Annotated in this window: 15 protein-coding genes; 3 read left to right on the top strand and 12 right to left on the bottom strand. The window is 61.1% G+C overall.

Annotated elements, in window-relative coordinates:
• Positions 1-95: 95 nt before the first annotated feature.
• The 8 genes from dedD to ACN28Q_RS20005 form a co-directional block, all read right to left on the bottom strand.
• The gene (gene dedD, locus ACN28Q_RS20040; RefSeq protein ID WP_095847951.1) at positions 96-830 is read right to left on the bottom strand and encodes a cell division protein DedD; all 735 of its coding nucleotides are present in this window, start codon (positions 828-830) and stop codon (positions 96-98) included.
• On the bottom strand, positions 831-2096 hold the full coding sequence (gene folC / locus ACN28Q_RS20035) for a bifunctional tetrahydrofolate synthase/dihydrofolate synthase (RefSeq protein ID WP_095847950.1): 1266 nt from the start codon (positions 2094-2096) through the stop codon (positions 831-833).
• Positions 2097-2249: 153 nt separating this feature from the next.
• Positions 2250-3158 (bottom strand): acetyl-CoA carboxylase, carboxyltransferase subunit beta, encoded by a 909-nt coding sequence (accD, locus tag ACN28Q_RS20030; RefSeq protein ID WP_095847949.1) that lies wholly within the window; start codon positions 3156-3158, stop codon positions 2250-2252.
• A gap of 229 nt (positions 3159-3387) precedes the next feature.
• Positions 3388-4047, bottom strand: coding sequence for a DedA family protein (locus tag ACN28Q_RS20025; protein WP_095847948.1), 660 nt, complete (start codon positions 4045-4047; stop codon positions 3388-3390).
• Between the two features lie 59 nt (positions 4048-4106).
• On the bottom strand, positions 4107-4919 hold the full coding sequence (gene truA / locus ACN28Q_RS20020; RefSeq protein ID WP_095847947.1) for a tRNA pseudouridine(38-40) synthase TruA: 813 nt from the start codon (positions 4917-4919) through the stop codon (positions 4107-4109).
• Positions 4919-5929 (bottom strand): aspartate-semialdehyde dehydrogenase, encoded by a 1011-nt coding sequence (locus ACN28Q_RS20015; protein WP_095847946.1) that lies wholly within the window; start codon positions 5927-5929, stop codon positions 4919-4921. The genes truA and ACN28Q_RS20015 overlap by 1 nt, the downstream gene beginning before the upstream one ends.
• Before the next feature lie 157 nt (positions 5930-6086).
• Positions 6087-7208, bottom strand: a complete 1122-nt coding sequence (gene pdxB, locus ACN28Q_RS20010; protein WP_095847945.1) for a 4-phosphoerythronate dehydrogenase PdxB — start codon at positions 7206-7208, stop codon at positions 6087-6089.
• 75 nt (positions 7209-7283) lie between these two features.
• Complete coding sequence (locus ACN28Q_RS20005) at positions 7284-8057, bottom strand: AraC family transcriptional regulator (RefSeq protein ID WP_095847944.1); 774 nt, start codon at positions 8055-8057, stop codon at positions 7284-7286.
• Between the two features lie 124 nt (positions 8058-8181).
• Here ACN28Q_RS20005 and ACN28Q_RS20000 point away from each other — a divergent pair, with 124 nt between their 5' ends.
• Positions 8182-9090: a DMT family transporter gene (locus ACN28Q_RS20000; protein ID WP_095847943.1), complete on the top strand. Its 909-nt coding sequence runs from the start codon at positions 8182-8184 to the stop codon at positions 9088-9090.
• Positions 9091-9260: 170 nt separating this feature from the next.
• Positions 9261-10271: a flagella biosynthesis regulator Flk gene (flk, locus tag ACN28Q_RS19995; RefSeq protein ID WP_095847942.1), complete on the top strand. Its 1011-nt coding sequence runs from the start codon at positions 9261-9263 to the stop codon at positions 10269-10271.
• 12 nt (positions 10272-10283) lie between these two features.
• Here the strand turns inward: flk and ACN28Q_RS19990 are convergent, their stop codons facing one another.
• Entirely contained in the window at positions 10284-10736 is a 453-nt protein-coding gene (locus ACN28Q_RS19990; protein ID WP_095847941.1) for a rhodanese-like domain-containing protein, read from the bottom strand.
• Positions 10737-11059: 323 nt separating this feature from the next.
• Between ACN28Q_RS19990 and apbE the strand changes: the two genes are divergently transcribed.
• A complete protein-coding gene (apbE, locus tag ACN28Q_RS19985) occupies positions 11060-12100 on the top strand; it encodes an FAD:protein FMN transferase ApbE (protein ID WP_095847940.1) in 1041 nt (346 codons plus the stop codon).
• 51 nt (positions 12101-12151) lie between these two features.
• Here the strand turns inward: apbE and ACN28Q_RS19980 are convergent, their stop codons facing one another.
• From ACN28Q_RS19980 to ACN28Q_RS19970, 3 genes are read right to left on the bottom strand one after another with little or no spacing between them, the layout of a single operon-like run.
• Positions 12152-15271, bottom strand: a complete 3120-nt coding sequence (locus ACN28Q_RS19980) for an efflux RND transporter permease subunit (RefSeq protein ID WP_095847939.1) — start codon at positions 15269-15271, stop codon at positions 12152-12154.
• On the bottom strand, positions 15268-16716 hold the full coding sequence (locus tag ACN28Q_RS19975) for an efflux RND transporter periplasmic adaptor subunit (RefSeq protein ID WP_095847938.1): 1449 nt from the start codon (positions 16714-16716) through the stop codon (positions 15268-15270). Before ACN28Q_RS19975 ends, ACN28Q_RS19980 begins: the two co-directional genes overlap by 4 nt.
• Complete coding sequence (locus ACN28Q_RS19970; RefSeq protein WP_095847937.1) at positions 16713-17972, bottom strand: TolC family protein; 1260 nt, start codon at positions 17970-17972, stop codon at positions 16713-16715. Before ACN28Q_RS19970 ends, ACN28Q_RS19975 begins: the two co-directional genes overlap by 4 nt.
• Position 17973 lies beyond the last annotated feature (1 nt).

Raw genomic sequence — 17973 nt, 5'->3', positions numbered from 1 at the left:
CGGCGAAGAAATAATTCCCAGCCGCCTCACAGGGATAGGCGTTCGCCCCCGTACGGAGCTTGCCGCAGGGGCGGCACAAGGCCGCCCCTTGGCCATTAGCGCACGCCGTACGGTTTGATCTGCCCACTCAATCCGCTAAGTGAGTTCAACTCCGGCAGTGCCGCCTGCAGTTTTTGCCGCGATGCATCCGGGCCAACGTAAATGCGGGTGATCTGCCCCTGCACCGGCGTTGCCGGCACGGTAAAGGCGCGGTGGCCGGATAACCGCAGCGAAGCGACGATCTCATTCACTTTGGCCGCGTTTTTCAGCGCCCCCAGTTGCACCACGTAAGCCTGCCCCGCCGGCGCTTTTTCTTCGGCCGGTTTGGTTTCTGCCGGTTTAGGCTGTTCCACCGGTTTTGGCGCTGGCTTCACTTCCGGCTTCGGCGCCGGTTTGGGCTTCGGTTCAACAGGCTTGGGTTCCACCGGCTTCACTTCAGCCGGCTTCGGTTTCGGCTGCGGCGCCGGTTTGCTTTCGGCCACCGCCGGCGGCGCAACGGCGGGCTGCTGCGCCGCCGCATGGTTAGCTGCCTGCTGCATGGCCGCTTCATTCGCCGCCTGCTGCTCCACCAGCGAAGCGGCGCCTTCCGGCGGCTGCGCCGGCAATGGCTGGCTAACCGGCGGCACCACGTCGGATTCTTCTACGTCGCCGGGTTTCGGCACTAATGGGATTGCCGCAAACTCATCCTGATAGTGTTTCTTTTTACCGTCCAGCAGCCCAGGCAGGATAATCACCCCCAGCGCCACCAGTATCACGGTCCCGACCAGACGGTTCTGAAATTTGCTTGCCACTCACTCTCCCCGTATCTCGTCTAACGCCGCCATCACGTGCGCAACGGTGTGGAACGATCCACAGACGATCACAATATCCTGTTTTTCTGCGTCCTGCATCGCCTGGCGCCAGGCGGTTGCAACATCGGCGAATTGCCGCGGCTGCGATAAATGCTGGGCCAGCAGATCAACGCTTGCGCCACGTGGGCCTTCCAACGGCGCACAGTACCACTCATCCACTTCAGGCGCCAGGCAGGCCAAAGTGCCGGCGATGTCTTTATCCGCCAACATCCCCACAACGGCGCGCACCTTGCCGCCATTACGCGGCAGCTGAGCCAGGCGGCTGGCGAGGTAGCCTGCCGCATGCGGATTATGCGCCACGTCGAGGATCAACATGGGTTCCTGCTGCACAATCTGGAAACGCCCTGGCAACAGCGCCTGCTGCAGCCCGGTAAAAATCGCGCGCTCGTCCACTTCCAGCGCCGCATAGTGCAACGCGGCCAGCGCCGTCGCCGCATTGGCCAGCGGCACGTTCGGCATCGGCAAATCGGTCAACAGCGTGCCGTCGCCTTGCCACTGCCAGCGTTCGCCCTGCTTGCTGAACGACCAGGCTTCGCCGCGGCGGTATAGCTTCGCCCCCAGAGATTGCGCCACCTGGGCAATGCTGGCCGGCATATCCGGCTCGCCGACCACCGCCGGTTTGCCAGCGCGGAAAATCCCGGCTTTCTCACGGCCAATGCTCTCGCGGTTATCGCCCAGCCAATCGGTGTGATCCAGCGCAATGCTGGTGATCACCGCCACATCGGGATCGACGATATTGGTCGCATCCAGACGCCCGCCCAGACCCACTTCCATGATCACGACGTCGAGCCGCGCCTGTTTGAACAACTGCAGCGCCGCCAGCGTACCAAACTCGAAATAGGTCAGCGACGTCTCGCCGCGCCCGGCTTCAACCGCAGCGAACGCGCGGCAGTGTTCGGCTTCGCTCAGTTCCTGGCCCTGGATCCGCACCCGCTCGGTGTAGCGGATCAGGTGAGGCGAGCTGTACACCCCCACCTTCAACCCGGCGGCCAGCAAAATGGCCTCCAGCGTACGGCAGGTAGTGCCCTTGCCATTGGTGCCGGCAACGGTGAATACGGTCGGGGCGGGAGAAAGAAGATCAAGCTGCGTTGCAACACGCTGAACGCGTGCCAGCCCAAGTTCGATGGCCTGGCTGTGCAGACGCTCCAGATAGTAAAGCCACGCGCTAAGTGACGACGTGGCCTGGGGGATTTGGTGGTTTTGCATGCGTCCCATCACTGATTGGGTCATTAGTTCATCAGCGCACCACCGTCAACAGCGGCTAAGGGTGGTGCTCTCCGTTGCCAGCCAACGCTAAACCATAACACTGGCAAATTGCACACCGCGCGGCCTGGGCCGGCGCGGTGTTACCGCCTGAATTTAGGCATCCGCCTGGCTGTCCGGCGCAACCACCGGCGCCGTTTCGCCAAAGTTCGGCTGCGGCTGGTTGGTCAGCTTGGAAAGAATGCTGGCCAGCGTCTGGCGCAGCTCGGGGCGGCGCACGATCATGTCGATGGCCCCTTTTTCGATCAGGAACTCACTGCGCTGGAAGCCAGGCGGCAGTTTTTCACGCACGGTTTGTTCGATCACGCGCGGGCCGGCAAAGCCAATCAGCGCCTTCGGCTCAGCGATGTTGATATCGCCAAGCATGGCCAGGCTGGCGGAAACGCCGCCCATGGTCGGATCGGTCAATACCGAGATATACGGCAGACCGCGCTCCTGCAATTTGGCCAGCGCGGCGCTGGTCTTCGCCATCTGCATCAGCGACATCAGCGCTTCCTGCATACGTGCGCCACCGCTGGCGGAGAAGCACACCAGCGGGCAGTTGTCTTCCAGCGCCTGTTCAACTGCACGCACAAAGCGCGCGCCGACGACTGAAGACATGGAGCCGCCGATAAAGGCGAATTCAAACGCCGCCGCAACCACCGGCATGCCGTAGAGTGTGCCTTTCATCACCACCAGCGCATCTTTCTCGCCGGTCGCTTTCTGGGCCGCGCTCAGGCGGTCTTTATACTTTTTGGAATCCCTGAACTTCAGAACGTCTTTTGGTTCCAGTTCACTGCCCAACTCAACTTCAGAGCCTTCATCCAGCAGCGTGTGCAGGCGTGCGCGCGCTGGCAAACGCATGTGGTGATCGCACTTCGGGCAAACTTCCAGATTACGCTCCAGCTCGGCGCGGTACAGTACCTGGCCGCAGCTATCGCATTTAGTCCAAACCCCCTCGGGAATGCTCGCCTTACGGGTTTGTGTAATATTGCTTTTGTTAAGAATTCGTTCAATCCAGCTCATCGATGACCTTTCTGTTTGAACCTGGCAGACGCCAATCTGCTGTTCATGCTTTAGCAATCCCCTTGTGAACGCCCCCAAAGAAAAATGCCTGACAAAACGCGGCAAGCGCGCAACGCAGGCTTCGGGGTTGTTCACAGGAACAGACCTGTGAATGTCGCTCATTAAACCATATCGGCCCGGCGCTGTGGATAAAAAACTGGTCGAACCGATAGGTTAAGCGATGTTTTTGTTATTTTTGCTGGCGTGCAGCGGCGCGTTTATGGCGCCAAATTTCTACCACGCCCGGCAGAATCGAGACAATGATAATAGCAACAATCAAGAGTTTCAGGTTTTCTTGCACCACCGGCAAATCGCCAAACAGGTAGCCGGCGTAGGTAAACAACAGCACCCACAGCAATGCCCCCGCCACGTTGTACGCGGCGAAATGGCGATAGGACATATGCCCCATACCCGCAACAAACGGCGCAAATGTCCGCACGATCGGCACAAAACGCGCCAGGATAATCGTCTTCCCACCGTGCTTCTCATAAAACTGATGCGTTTTTTCCAGATAGCTGCGGCGGAAAATCTTCGAGTCCGGGTTACTGAACAACTTTTCGCCAAACAGCCGGCCGATGGTGTAATTCACCGCATCGCCGACGATAGCGGCAATCGCCATCAGCAGCACCATGGTGTGCACGTTCAAATCGTTACTGGGCAGTGCCGCCAGCGCGCCGGCGACGAACAGCAGAGAGTCCCCCGGCAAAAACGGCGTCACTACCAGGCCGGTTTCACAGAACAGGATCAGGAACAGGATGGCGTACACCCACATGCCGTACTGCGCGACCAGCTCAGCCAGATGCACATCAATATGCAAAATAAAATCAACAAGGAACTTAATAATTTCCATAGATTCTCTCTTATGACCGGGCGAGCCACCCGCCCGGCGGATTAATCAGGGAACAAGGCTTAATCATCAGGTAAAAACAGCGGCCCCAGAGTTGGCCGCGGTAATGCAAAATGCGCAGGATAATCCACGGAAACCAAATACAGCCCCCCTGCCCGCGCCGTCGCTGCCGCCAGATTGCGATCCTTCAATGCCAACAGTTCAGCCATCCAGTTTTCATCCTGGTTGCCGCAGCCAATTTCCATCAGGCTGCCGACAATGTTACGAACCATATGATGCACAAACGCATTCGCCTTGATATCTACCACGATATATTGCCCATGACGCGAAACTTTAACGTGTTTTACGTTTCTCCAGGGGGTACGCGATTGGCATTGCACGGCACGGAACGAGGTGAAGTCATTTTCCCCCAGCAGTGCCTGTGCGGCACGGTGCATACGTTCGGCGTCCAGCGGATGGTAAAAATGGGTGACGCCCTGTTGCAGCACGGCCGGGCGGTAGCGGTGATTGAAGATGATATAGCGGTAACGCCGCGCCGTAGCGCTAAAGCGCGCGTGGAAATCCGCCGGCACATCGGCCACCCAACGCACGGCGATATCCGGCGGCAGGTGGGTATTCACCCCCATGGTCCAGGCGGCATCTTTGCGGCGCACGTTGGTTTCAAAGTGCGCCACCTGCCCAGTGGCGTGCACCCCGGCATCGGTGCGGCCGGCGCAAAACACCACGATCGGCTCATCCGCGACTTTGCTCAGGGCCGCTTCCAGACAGCCCTGAATGCTGTCTACTTCCTGTTGGCGCTGCCAGCCGTAATAACGGCTGCCATCATATTCAATACCCAGCGCAATTTTGTACGGTGGGGTTGCTACCTGTGACATCAGTACAACTGCTCCTGCAACAGGCGCTCGGCGGTTTCGATCGCCATCAGCGCGCCGCCAAAGCGCACGTTATCGGCCACGGACCAAAACTGCAGCAGTTCCGGGATGCCGTAGTCATTGCGCAGGCAACCGATGCTCAACGCGTCGCTGCCGGAGGCTTCCGTCACCTGGGTGGGGTAATCGTCCTCTTCGCTCAGTTGGATATCCGCCGCCTGTGCATACTCCGCGCGCGCTTCTTCCGCCACCAGCGGGCGCAGTGCCTCAAGGTGCACCACCTGCGCATGGCCGTAAAACACCGGCGATTGCACGCAGCTCACCGAAATCGGCAGGCCGTCGTCCTGCAGCACTTTGCGCACCTGATCGACAATCAGCCGTTCTTCGCGCACGCTGCCCTGCTCGTCCGCCAGCAGCGGCAGCAGGTTAAACGCCAACTGTTTATTGAACATGCTGGCTTCCACCGGGATACCGTTGAGCAGGCGCGCGCTTTGGCCTGCCAGTGCATCCACCGCGGCCTTGCCGCGTGAAGACACAGACATCAGCGTGGTGACATGCAAACGGGCAAGGCCGGCCTGCTCCACCAGCGGTTTGATGGCGGTCAGTAACTGGCTCACCATACCGTCGGCCACCGCCACGATATTTCGGTTGCGGTAATCGGCCAGCACCTGCGGGTTAACCCCCGGCACCACCAGCGGCACGTCCGGCTCCAGCGCAAACAAGCCGCTGCTATCGATCACCAGGCAGCCCATGTTGCCCGCGTCTTCGGCATAGCGAGCCGAAGCTTCGCTACCGGCAACGAAAAACGCCAACTGGGCCTGCGACCAGTCAAACTGCGCCGCATCCTGCACCCGCAGGGATTTACCGTCAAAGCGCACCGTTTCACCGGCGCTGCGCTCACTGGCCAAAGGATAGAGTTCACCCACCGGGAACTGACGTTCCTGCAACAATTCCAGCAACGCTTCCCCTACTGCGCCCGTGGCGCCGAGCAGAGCGATATTCCAGCCGTCAGACATTGGGTTTTCTCCAGAGTATGTCGTTCAAATACAGACGGGCGTTACCGCCCTGGCCTTCCACACCACCGCGTGGAAGGCGTTGGCGATACAACGCCCGCAGAGTAAAAAATGTTGTCGCGGGTTGCCCGATGGCACCCCATGCCGCGCTACGGCAAGCTTAATGCACGGTGAAGCCCAGTTGGTGCAACAGTTCGGCGCTGGCGCTGTCATCACAGCGTACGCGCAGCGATGACCACTCACGGCGCTCCTGATACTGCTTGCGCAAGCGGTCGAACTCACCGGGCTGGCCGGCCACTTTACGCAGCGGCGCGTCATCGCGGCGCACATCATACACCAAGTGCATCAATCGTTTTAACTTCGCGTCATCCAGCGGCCCGTGCAGGCGGATTTCACTGAACGCCGGCACCGGCAGCAGCGCCGCCAGCTCAACCTGCTGTGGCCGGTCAAGATACTGGCTAAAGGCTTCAAATACCTGCGTGGTGCCGCGCGCTTTGCCTTCCAACGAATAGCCGGCGATGTGCGCGGTACCGATATCTACCCGCGCCAGCAGCGGCAGAGAAAGCGCCGGCTCCGGCTCCCAGACGTCCAGCACCGTGCTTAATTTCTTGCCCTGCTCCAGCGCCTGCAGCAGCGCCGCGTTGTCGACCACCGGGCCGCGGCAGGCATTGATCAGGATCCGGTTATCCGGCAACGCCGCCAGCAGCTCGGCATCAGCCAGGTGAAGAGTGTTATACGGGCCGGATTTATTCAGCGGCGTGTGGAAGGTCAACACATCGGCTTCCGCCACCAGTTTTTCCAGCGGCCAGAACGCCCCGGCGTCGCCACGCGCGGCACGCGGTGGATCGCACAGCAGCGTGCGCACGCCCAGCGCCTTCAGGCGCGCATCCAGCCGCGAACCCACGTTGCCGACCCCGATGATGCCGACCGTTTTATCACGCAGTTGAAAGCCGTCGCGCTCGGCCAGCAACATCAGCGCAGAAAATACATATTCAACCACCGCAATGGCGTTGCAGCCCGGCGCGGCGGAAAAGGCGATGCCAGCCTGTTTCAACCAGGCATCGTCAACGTGATCGGTGCCGGCGGTGGCGCTGCCGACAAAGCCGATGCGCGTGCCGGCCAACAGTTCTTCATTAACTTTGGTCACCGAACGCACCATCAGGGCGTCCGCATCAGCCAGCGCATCACGTGGGATCGGGCGCCCGGGCACCGCCCGCACTTCCCCCAAACGGCTGAACAGCTCAGCCGCATACGGCATATTTTCATCAACCAGGATTTTCACTTCGCTCTCCGGCGGGTTAAAACAGTGTTCGTCTGGCAATAGTTTGCCACTGAATGGCACAGAAACCCAATGTTGTTATGCCCGGCGGAAGCGCTCCGGCGTGGTGCCGGCGATCTGCTGGAACATAACGATAAACGCCGACGCCGAGCTGTACCCCACCTCCAGGGCAACCTCCTGCACGGTTTTGCCCTGCTCAAGCAATGAAGTGGCATACAGAAAGCGCAGGCGCTGGCGCCATTCGCTAAACGACATGCCCAGTTCCTGCTGGCAACGGCGCGAAAGCGTGCGCTCGGTGGTATACACCTGCGCCGCCCACTGCGCCAGCGGCGTGTTGTCCGCCGGGCAGCGCTCCAGCGCCTGCAGCACGGGCGCCAAAAACTTGTCCCGCGAAGCAGGCAGATAGGCCTGTTGCTGCGGCGAACGGTGCAGTTGATCGATCAGCACCCGGCAAAGGCGCAAATCTTCCCGGGTCTGCGGCACATATTGCCGGCGGGCGTAAAAATCTTCGGCGATAGCGCGAAAGATCGGCGTCACGTTAACCAGGCACGGTTCGGCCGGCATCCCGGCGCACAGCGGCTGCATGATATCCACCATCCTGCACTGCGCCTGCCTGCGGTTGTAACAGGAGTGCTCCAGCCCCGCCGGCGCCCACACCACAAACTCTGGCGGCGCTAAAAAGCGCTGGCCGCCGATGTTCAGCGCCATCACCCCGGCCTTTACCCACATCAGTTGCCCCCAGCTATGTCTGTGCGGCTGAAATTCTGTGTGGGCGTTGAAATCTTCGCAGCGAAACTGCACCGGGCGCGGAGCAAGAATGTGCTCGGCGGGAAAGTAACGGATCTCGGCCATCATATTAGCCCGTAGGTTGTCTTGTTTACGTAGCAATTTGTCTGATTATCGTTATATATAATAAACCAGACACGCGTAAACTACCCGCTACGTTATCCGCAGTAAAATTCGAAGATACAAGATTATGAACGCACTTTTCCCGTTGCTGGCGGTATTCATCTGGTCGGTCAACGCCATCGTCAGTAAGCTTTCCGCGACCGCGATCGATCCCGCAGCCATCTCTTTCTACCGCTGGCTGCTGGCGCTGATTGCCCTGACGCCGATGGTGCTGCCGGGGCTGCTGCGCAATTTGCGCGCCGTACGCACCAACGGCTGGAAACTGTTGATTCTTAGCCTGCTCGGCATGGTGCTGTACCAGAGCCTGGCCTACTATGCCGCGCACAGCGTCAGCGCGCTGTTTATGGGGATTATCGTTTCGCTGATCCCACTGCTGACCATTCTGATCAGCATCTGGTTGCTGAACGTGGCGCCCACCCTTGGCGTGATGATTGGCAGCGTGCTATCGCTGGGCGGCATGGTGTGGCTGGTGAGCGGCGGCCAGCCGGGATTGCTGCTGGAACACGGCATCGGCAAGGGCGAACTGATGATGTTCGCCGCCGCCGCATCATACGCGCTGTACGGGGTGCTGACCAAACGCTGGGCGATCCCAATGCCGAACTGGCAAACGCTGTATGTGCAGATCCTGTTCGGGGTGGTGCTGTTGCTGCCCAACTTCCTGCTGGCGCCGGATATCGGGCTCACCCGTGAGAACATCCCGCTGGTGCTGTTTGCCGGCATCCCGGCTTCAATCGCCGCGCCCTATCTGTGGATCCAGGGCGTGATGCGCATGGGCGCCAACACCGCGTCGATCTTTATGAACCTGGCGCCGGTATTTACCGCCGTGATCGCCGTGGCGTTCCTGCATGAGCATTTGCACAGCTACCACCTGATCGGCGGTGGCGCCACCCTGCTGGGGGTAATACTTTCCCAACGCCTGCGTACCCCGCTCGGCCGTAAAAAACCGGCGGAACAGGCGAAAACCTGTAAAGACTGACGCTCGCCTCTGCGCTGGCTGAAATATCGGCAAGCGGGCGGCACGTCCGTCTTCAGTGAAAGAAATCTCGCCGAAACAGTATTGATAACCGTTATTTGCAGGTATCATTAAAGTACCTGCGCCGATGCGGCGGGGATGACTTTTTTTCTACATTGGGAAGGACTGGTAATATGCAACCTTTGAGCGGGCCCGACACCACTAACGCCCCCGACAGTCCTTCTGCTCCGGGTAGCCAAAACGCTGGCGGCGGCGATCAGCCGCTCTCTACGGCACAGCGCACCACGCTGGAAAAACTGATCGTCAAAATCATGGCGCTAAGCCCGGTGAAATCCGCAGAAATCTGGGCCGCACTGCGCCACGATCTGGCAGTAGACAACGGCAGCGAACTGCTGGCCCGCCATTTCCAGCCGGCGGAACAGCGCCTGCAAAGCCGCCTGGCGCAGGCGCAGCAAAACCATGGCAGCCGCCAACTGCTGCAACAGCTGACCGAACTGCTGCCCCAGGGCAACAACCGCGTGGCCGTCAGCGACTATATTCGCCAGCAATTTAACTGCACAGTGCTCAGCCAGCTCAACGATGCGCAGCTGCAACAGGTACTGGATCTGTTGCAAAGCGGCTCGCTGGCGATCCCCGCGCCGCAGCAGGCGATCGTTACCGATCGCCCCTTGCTGCCAGCGGAACACCAGAGCCTGGCGCCGTTAGTGACGCGCCTGAGCGCAACCACCGGCGAACCGCCGGCAAAAATCAGGCAGGCGATCTTCCACCTGGTCGGTATCAAAAGCAACGAACCGTTGCCGGCGCGCCACTTCCAGTTGCTCAGCCAATACCTGCAGGTGAAAACCACGCTCAGCCAGCAAAGCGCGCCGACGCTGAACGGCCTGCTGGCGGCGCTTAAACAGCCGGCAGACAGGCAGGAGCGGCAGTTGCTCAGCGATTATTGCCTGTCGCGCTTTAACCGCCGTGCCAACGCGGCATTAACCCAGGATCAGCTCAACGACGCCATTGGCCTGCTGTTTTCGCAGCGCCTGGAAAAAGCCGGAACGGCGGCGCTGATCCGCAGTGAAGATATCGCCACCCCGCCGCCGTCACCCAGTTGGTGGCAAGCTATCGCACGCAAACCGCTGGTGCCGGCGATCGTTGCGCTGGTGATCATCATCGGCGCGCTGATGCTGCTGTTCTAGGCAGCGTCAGCCTTACCCACAGCCGCAATCCCCGGCCGGCCGTGCGCCCCATTCACCCGCCAGCTCCCCCGTGGTCAACGGGTGGCCGTCGCGCAGCCAAAAATCCAGCCCGCCGATCAGCTCCTTCACCTTGAGGCCATACATCGCCAGCTTATAAGCGCCTTTGGTGGAACCGTTGCAACCAATGCCATCGCAATACGTGACGTACACCTTGCTGGGATCCAACTGCGCCAAGCGGGTTTCGTTCATCTGCCGGTGCGGCAAACTCAGCGCGCCGGGAATATGCCCGGCCCGATAGTATTCCGGCGAACGGGTATCGATCACCACAATCGCAGTTACGCCGTTGCGCAGATCTTCAGCCACGTCCCAGGCATCAGCGTAGTAGCTCAACTTGGCCTGCAAATAGGCCAGGTGTTGTGCCGGATCGGCGGGCGGAAAGGCTAAAACAGATGAAACGATAGCCATCGCTGACAGCTCCTGTGTTGTTTAAAGGCAGACCACAGATGATAGTCCCACTCATCATGAAAAGAGGGAAAACTTAGGTTATACCGGGCTTTGTTGCTGATGAATCTTTATTTTCCTTTATCGGGAATCAACCAGAAAATAAAACAGCATCTGGCGGTAGCTCAGACAAGCACTCAATAATACGATTAGGAATACTACCTGATAAACGCCGGCCTTGTGCCGATGGCGATGCGCGCCGGGCAGCGATTTTTTACTTTCAGCCTTTTCATTTGCCGCGCTTTGCTCTATTTGTAACGCCCTTATCTGTTTTTAAGGGATGCACTATGGCTCACATCTATGCCAGGGTTTTGCTGCTGGGCGCCACGCTGGCCCTGCTCAGCGCCTGCGACAGCGCGCAAACCCGCCCACAGGTCACCATTGAAGGTAAAACCATGGGCACTTTCTACAGCGTTAAAATCAGCGGCGAACTGGCGGAAAGCCAGCAGCAGCTCCGGCAAGAGATCGACGCGCTGCTGGAACAGGCCAACGACGATATATCTACCTATCGGCCCGGCTCCGTGCTTTCCAGGTTCAACCACAGCCCAAGCACGGCACCGCAGCCGATTCCGCGCGGCATGGCCGATATTATCCTGATGGCCCAGCGCATCGGCCGCGACACGCACGGCGCGATGGACATCACCGTCGGCCCGCTGGTTAACCTGTGGGGCTTCGGCCCGGATAAACACCCGTGGAAAACCCCGGATCAACAGCAAATTGAGGCGGCGAAAAGCCTTGTGGGTTTACAGCACCTGCAATTGATCGGCAACAGCCAGGGCGAGTGGCTGCAAAAAGATCTGCCAGCGCTGTATGTTGACCTTTCCACCCTGGGTGAAGGCTACGGCGTGGATCAACTGGTGCAGTTGATGGCGCGCAAAGGCATCACCAACTACCTGGTTTCCGTGGGCGGCGCGGTTTCTTCACGTGGGGTGAACGGCCAGGGCAAACCCTGGCGGGTGGCGATCCAAAAACCCACCGACCAGGAAAACGCGGTGCAGGCACTGGTGGATCTGCAAGGTTATGGCATCAGCACTTCCGGCAGCTACCGCAACTATTTTGAGGAAAACGGCAAACGCTATTCTCATGTGATCGATCCCACCACCGGCAGGCCGATCGACCATAAGCTGGTTTCCGCCACGGTGATCGCGCCCACCGCGCTGGAAGCCGACGGCTGGGACACCGGGCTGATGGTGCTCGGCCCAGAAAAGGCGCTACAGCTGGCGCAGCAGAAAGGGCTGGCGGTGTATCTGATCACCAAGACCGATAGCGGCTTCAACGCGGTGATGACGCCGCAGTTCAAAGCTTTCCTGGTACAGCCGAGCGACTGATGCTATCCGCCGCCGCCTAATACCGGGCGGCGGCGACATGTTATCGCTGGATTACCCTTTGCGGTGCAACAACAGATACACCGCCGGGATCACCAGCATCGACAACAGCGGCGCGCTGATCATACCGCCAATCATCGGCGCAGCGATGCGCCGCATCACCTCAGAGCCGGCCCCATCCCCCCACATGATCGGCAACAGGCCGGCCATAATGGTGGCCACCGTCATCACCTTTGGCCGGACGCGCAATACCGCGCCTTCACGGATACCGGCCAGCACCTGTTCACGCGTTAACGGCTGCCCCGGCAAACGCTGGCGCGCCAACGCCTGGTTCAGATACAGCACCATAATCACGCCGAATTCAGCGGCCACCCCGGCCAGCGCAATAAACCCAACCGCGCCCGCGACCGACAGATTATAGTTGAGCAGATACAGCAGCCACACGCCGCCGATCAATGCAAACGGCAACGTGGCGATAATCAGCAGCGCATCGCGCACGTTGCTGAAGGTGATAAACAGCAGCACAAAGATAATCATCAACGTGACCGGCAGCACCACCTTCAATTGGGCGCTGGCGCGTTCCAGGTATTCAAACTGCCCGGACCAACTCAATGAAACACCCGCCGGCAGTTGCACCTGCTGCGCCACCCGCTGTTGCATCTCCTCCACCGCCGAGCGCAAATCGCGCCCGCGCAGATCGACATAGATCCAGTTAGACAGCCGCGCGTTCTCGCTCTTGAGCATCGGCGGCCCTTCGCTGATGCGGATATCCGCCAGCGCAGAGAGCGGCAACTGTGCGCCGCTGGCGGTCACCACCGGCATCTCCCCCAACGCGGCGAACGAATCGCGGATCTCACGCGGATAACGCACGTTGATCGGGTAACGCGCCCGCCCGTCAAACACTTCGCCAACGTTTTCCCCGCCGATCAAGGTTGCCACCATCGCCTGCAGTTCCTGCACCGTCACGCCATAGCGCGCGGCGCGCTGGCGATTGATGTCGATATCCACGTAGCGCCCGCCGGTAACGCGCTCGGCCAGCGCCGAGGTCACCCCGGGCACCTGCTGGACGATTTGTTCGATCTGCCCGGCCACGCGTTCGATATCCGCCAGGTTGTTGCCGTTAACCTTGATGCCCACCGGGCTTTTGATGCCGGTGGCCAGCATGTCCAGCCGGTTGCGGATCGGCGGCACCCACACGTTGGCGATGCCGGGAACCTTAACCACACGATCCAGCTCTGCCACCAGCTTGTCCATGGTCATCCCCGGCCGCCACTGCTCACGCGGCTTGAAACGAATGGTGGATTCCAGCATGGTCAGCGGCGCCGGATCGGTGGCGGTTTCCGCGCGCCCGGCCTTGCCGAACACGGTGTCCACCTCCGGTACCGTTTTAATCAGCCGATCGGTGATCTGCAGCAAGCGCCCGGCCTCACGTGCCGAGATGCCCGGCAGCGTAGAAGGCATGTACAGCAGATCGCCCTCATCCAGCGGCGGCATAAATTCGCTGCCCAACCGGCTAAGAGGATAAAACGTCAGCGCCAGCAGCAGCGCGGAAATCCCCAACGTGGTTTTCGGCCGCGCCAATACCACCGCCAGCAGCGGCTGATACAGACGAATCAGCCAGCGGTTGATCGGATTGGCATGCTCATCAGGAATACGCCCACGGATAAAATAGCCCATCAGCACCGGCACCAGCGTAATGCCAAGCCCGGCGGCCACCGCCATGGCATAGGTCTTGGTAAAGGCCAGCGGCGCAAACATGCGCCCTTCCTGCGCCTGCAGTGTAAAGACCGGAATAAACGACAGCGTGATGATCAGCAGGCTGCAAAACAGCGCTGGCCCCACCTCCACCGCCGCCTGCTCGGAAATACGCCAATAATCGCCGCTGGCCGGCTGCCGGCCGGGATGATCGTGCCGCCACTGTTCCAACACCTTGTGCATGTTTTCGATCATCACAATCGCCGCATCCACCATCGCGCCAATGGCGATGGCAATGCCGCCCAGCGACATGATATTGGCGTTCACCCCCTGGTAGTGCATCACCACAAAGGCGCCCAGAATGCCCAGCGGCAAAGTGACGAGCGCCACCAGCGCCGAGCGCAGGTGGAACAGAAACAAAGAACAGACCACCGCCACCACCACGAACTCTTCCAGCAGCTTGTGCGACAGCGTTTCTATCGCGTGCTCAATCAGCTGCGAACGATCGTATACCGGCACGATCTCCACCCCCGCCGGCAGCGTATGCTGGATCTGCGCCAGCTTGGCCTTTAGCGCCTGGATGGTCGCCAACGCATTTTTGCCGTAGCGCATCACGATGATGCCGCCGGCCACTTCCCCCTCGCCATTCAGCTCCGCCACGCCCCGGCGCAGTTCCGGCCCGAGACGCACTTCCGCCACCTGCGGCAACATAATCGGCACACCGTTGCGCTCGGCCACCAGCACCTGGTCAAAATCCGCTAATTGCCGCAGATAGCCGGTGGTGCGCACCATATATTCGGCTTCGCCCATTTCCAATAGCGCGCCGCCGCCGGCCTGATTGGCACGCTGCAACGCATCAACCACCTGCTGCTGGGTAATGTTCAGCGCGCGCAGGCTTTGCGGATTAAGCACCACCTGGAACTGCCGCACCATGCCGCCAACGCTGGCCACTTCCGCCACGTCCGGCACGGTTTTCAGTTCAAACTTCAGCGTCCAGTCCTGCAGCGCGCGCAGATCGGCCAGGCTGTGTTTCCCGCTGCGATCCACCAACGCATAGGTATAGATCCACCCCACGCCGGTGGCGTCCGGCCCCAGTTCCACCTTCACCTGATCCGGCAGCGCGGCCTGCACCTGGCTAAGGGATTCCAGCACGCGTGAACGGGCCCAGTAAGGATCGGTGCCGTCTTCAAACAAGATGTAGATATAGGCGTCGCCGAACATGGAAAAACCCCGCACCGTTTTCGCGCCCGGCACCGTCAGCAGCGTGGTGGTTAACGGATACGTCACCTGATCCTCAATCACCTGCGGCGCTTTGCCGGGGTAGCTGGCGCGCACGATCACCTGTACATCGGACAAATCCGGCAGAGCATCCAGCGGCGCTTTCTGCAATGCCCATATCCCCCAGCCGGCCAGCATCAGTGAAGCCAACAACACCAGTAGCCGGTTACGCAACGACCAACGAATCACTGAGGCGATCATAGGTGGCCTCCATGCTCTGCGGCTTGCGGCATTATCCGGCTGATATGCGGGCCGTTGTCATCCACGCTGAAAAAGAACCTCACCTTGCTGCCCACCGCCAAACCGGCCGGCAACCCGCCGGGCGGCAAAGCGAAGTCCATGGTCATCGCTGGCCATTGCAGCGCCGGCACCGGGCCGTGCGCTAGGGTGATGGCGCCGTCCGCCAGTGCCACAATAGTGGCTTCGGCCTGGTATTGGACGGCGGGCGCGGTTTCCCCGGCCAACTGCGGTAATACGCTGCGCATGCTGGCTTCGGAGTCAATCAGGAATTGGCCGGAGGTCACCACCCGCTGTCCGGCCTGCAGGCCCTGTTTTATCTCGGCCCATCCGCCCTGTACCCGCCCGGCCACCACGTCGGCCGGCGTAAAATGTCCGTCGCTTTCGGCCAGCAGCACCGTGGTGCGATCGCTGCGGCTGATTAACGCCTCCTGCGGCACGGCAAGTACCGGTTGCTGCTGCCCGGCTGGCGATAGCGTGGCCTGTAGAAACATGCCCGGCTGCAGTTTTTGCTGCGGGTTCGCCAATTCCACACGCGCCTGCGCCGTGCGGGTCTGCGGATCCACGTTCGGCAACAGTTCACTTATCCGCCCGTTAAAACGCTCGCCCGGCCAACTGGCCGCACTGGCCTGCACCGCATCGCCCGGCTGCACCTGCGCGCCCTGCGGGTAATCGATCACCAGCCACACCGGATCCAGCGCGGCAATCTCGAACAGCGCCTGGCCCACGGCCACCTGCTGCCCTTCCCGTACCGATAGTTGGTTAATAAAACCGCTGGCCGGCGCGTTAAGCGTCACCCGTGGCTGCGGTTTACCGCTGCGTTCCACCTGGCGGATCACCGCTTCCGGCATAAACGCCAGTTGCAGCCGTTGGCGGGCGGCGGCGGTTAATGGGCGATCCCCCAGTTGGCGTACCGCCAGGTACTCCTGCTGCGCGGCGCTCCATTCCGGGATCCACAGTTGCGCTAACGGCTGCCCCTGCTGCACCCGCTGCTGGTTGGCGCGCACGTACAGTTTCTCGATCTGGGCGTTGGCGCGGGCGGCGATCACCTGCACACCGCGCTCATCGGTCGCGATGCGGCCAACGGCGTTCAACGGTGCTTCAAGCACGCGCATCTGCGCCTGCTCGGTGCGCACTCCCAGATTTTGCTGCTGGCGCGCGCTGATGATCACGCCCCCTTCCGGCGCGGCCTCATCGGCATAGCGCGGCACCAGTTGCATATCCATAAACGGCGATTTTCCCGGGCGATCGAAACGTTGGCCGGGCACCATCGGATCGTACCAGTACAACACCTGGCGCTGCGCATCCCCGGCCGGAGCCGGCGCGTGCTCGGCGGCCAGCCAATAGCCGGCCAGACCGCCGCCGGCCACTGCGGCCACCAATAATGCAAGACTTAAGCGTAGGTTCATTGCGCGGCCTCCTGTAGCGTGAGATAGCGGATCGCCGCCCAGATTTGCGCCAGTTCACGTGCCGTGCGCCCTGCTTCCAGGCGGCTTTCCAGCAATGCCAGACGGGCTTCCAGCGGGCCGGCCAGCGCGCTTTGGCCGCTGCGGTACTGCGCCAACTGCAGCGCAACCCGCTGCTGCTGCAGCGGTATCACTTGCTGTTGCTGGCGCTGCCACTGCGCCAGCGTGGCCTGATACTGCGCCAGCAGCGTATCGAGCTGCGCCTGGTGATCGCGGATCAACTGCGCCAGACGATCGTTGGCTTCCAGCGTGCGGGAAACGTCCGCCGCGTAGTCTTTGTCCTGGCGTTGGGCGGTGAACAACGGCAGATCGACGGTGAACATCACCCCGGCCATGTCTTCATAGCCATCGGCGCGCTTGCCGTAATACACCTCGATGCCCACGTCCGGAATTGCCGCCACCTGTGACTGCGCCGAACGCGCCCGGGCCACATCCGCTTCGCGGCGGGCCTGCAGCATTTCCGGGTGTTGGGCAATGGCCTGCTGCAACACACGGCTTTCCACCGGCAGGCGCTCAAAGCGCGGCAGCGGGCCTGTGACGCGCACCGCCGCATCGCCGGTGAGCTGAGTCAATCTGGCTTGCGCCACGGCGGTATCGCGTTGGGCTTCGCTGAGGCGATCCTGCATCGTCAGCAACGACAGGCGCGCCTCGATAAGCCCGCTGGCTGGGGCGCTACCGCTAGCCACTCCAGCGCGCTGGGCGGCGATCTGGCGTTCGCTTTCCTGCACCAGCGCCCTGGCGTCTTGCCACGTCTGTTGGCTAAGCGCCAAATCAAGCCAGGCCTGCGCGGTTTGCTGGCGCAGTTGGCTGAGGATCACCACGCTGCCGGCGCTGGCCTGGCTGGCCTCGGCGCGCAGGGTCGCGGCCTTGCGCTGGCGTTTGCTGCTGCTGACGTAATCCTGCATGATGCCGACCCGCTCCATCGTCATACCTTCACGGGTAAAACGGCGGCCGTTGCCGCCCTGTACCGGCACGTTCTCGATACCAAACTTCAATTTGGGGTCGGGCAGTTGCATGGCCGCATCGGCCTGGTTATTCAGGGCATTGATTTGATGCTGGCTGGCCGAAAGCGCCGCCGAATGGCGCTCCGCCGCCGCCAGCGCCTGCGCCAGTGTTAACTCGGCGGCCAGTGTGCCGCTGGCCCAGCAGGCCAGCAGCAGCCCGCCCACCCGCAGCGGGTAAGAAAGACGTTTGTTCATG

Origin of the sequence: Gibbsiella quercinecans (genome assembly GCF_002291425.1) — a bacterium.
In the GTDB taxonomy this organism is placed as follows: domain Bacteria; phylum Pseudomonadota; class Gammaproteobacteria; order Enterobacterales; family Enterobacteriaceae; genus Gibbsiella; species Gibbsiella quercinecans.
This window is presented reverse-complemented; position numbering and strand designations above follow the sequence as displayed.